The sequence below is a fragment of the Methanosarcina sp. DH2 genome (assembly GCF_020804225.1).
Classification (GTDB): Archaea; Halobacteriota; Methanosarcinia; order Methanosarcinales; family Methanosarcinaceae; genus Methanosarcina.
On the sequence record NZ_WJBI01000035.1, the window covers coordinates 1 to 1078 of the forward strand.

Consider the following 1078-nt stretch of genomic DNA (forward strand, 5'->3'; position numbering starts at 1 on the left):
ATGCTACGATTGATGAAGTCTCTGAATCAAATAATTATAAGACAGAAAACTTTGAGATAACTGCTCAGCAWGCCAGACCTTGTGATTGAAAGCATAACTTGGGATCCTGCAARTCCTAAAACMGGTGATACTGTCACATTCACAGTAACCTYTCAAAATCAAGGTAGTTTGAGCACTGGAGATAGTTCTTATCTTTGCTTATATGTGGATGAAAAACTTGTAGGTTACAAAGAGATTGATGATCTTCCTGCAGGATTTTCTGAACCAGCCATTTTTACATGGACAGTAGATAGAGAAGTAAGTGCTGGAAGCCATTCAGTTTCAGCTTATGCTGATATGTCTAACAAAGAAGGCAAATCTGCTCAGATTAATGAAGTTTCCGAGTCAAACAATAAAATGACAGAAAACTTTGAGATAACTGCTCAGCAACCAGACCTTGTGATTGAAAGCATAACTTGGGATCCTGCAAATCCTAAAACTGGTGATACTGTTACATTCAYGGTATCTTGTAAAAATCAGGGTAGTTTGAGCACTGGAGACAGTTCCTATCTTTGCTTATATGTAGATGAAAAAMRTGTGRATTCTAAAAAGGTCAGCGATCTACCTTCTGGATCTTCTGAACCAGCTATTTTTACATGGACAGTAGATAGAGAAGTAAGTGGTGGAAGCCATTCAGTTTCAGCTTATGCTGATATGTCTAACAAAGAAGGCAAATATGCTACGATTGATGAAGTCTCTGAATCAAATAATTATAAGACAGAAAACTTTGAGATAACTGCTCAGCAACCAGACMTTGTGATTGAAAGCATAACTTGGGATCCTGCAAGTCCTRAAACCGGTGATACTGTCACATTCACAGTAACCTYTCAAAAYCAAGGTAGTTTGAGCACTGGAGATAGTTCTTATCTTTGCTTATATGTGGATGAAAAACTTGTAGGTTACAAAGAGATTGATGATCTTCCTGCAGGATTTTCTGAACCAGCCATTTTTACATGGACAGTAGATAGAGAAGTAAGTGCTGGAAGCCATTCAGTTTCAGCTTATGCTGATATGTCTAACAAAGAAGGCAAATCTGCTC

At 37.8% G+C, this 1078-nt stretch carries 1 protein-coding gene; it reads left to right on the plus strand.

The window, feature by feature from the left end; translation table 11 throughout:
* Positions 1-81: 81 nt before the first annotated feature.
* Positions 82-1078: CARDB domain-containing protein (locus tag FXV91_RS19585; protein ID WP_229392470.1), on the plus strand; the 997-nt coding region annotated here is incomplete at its 3' end.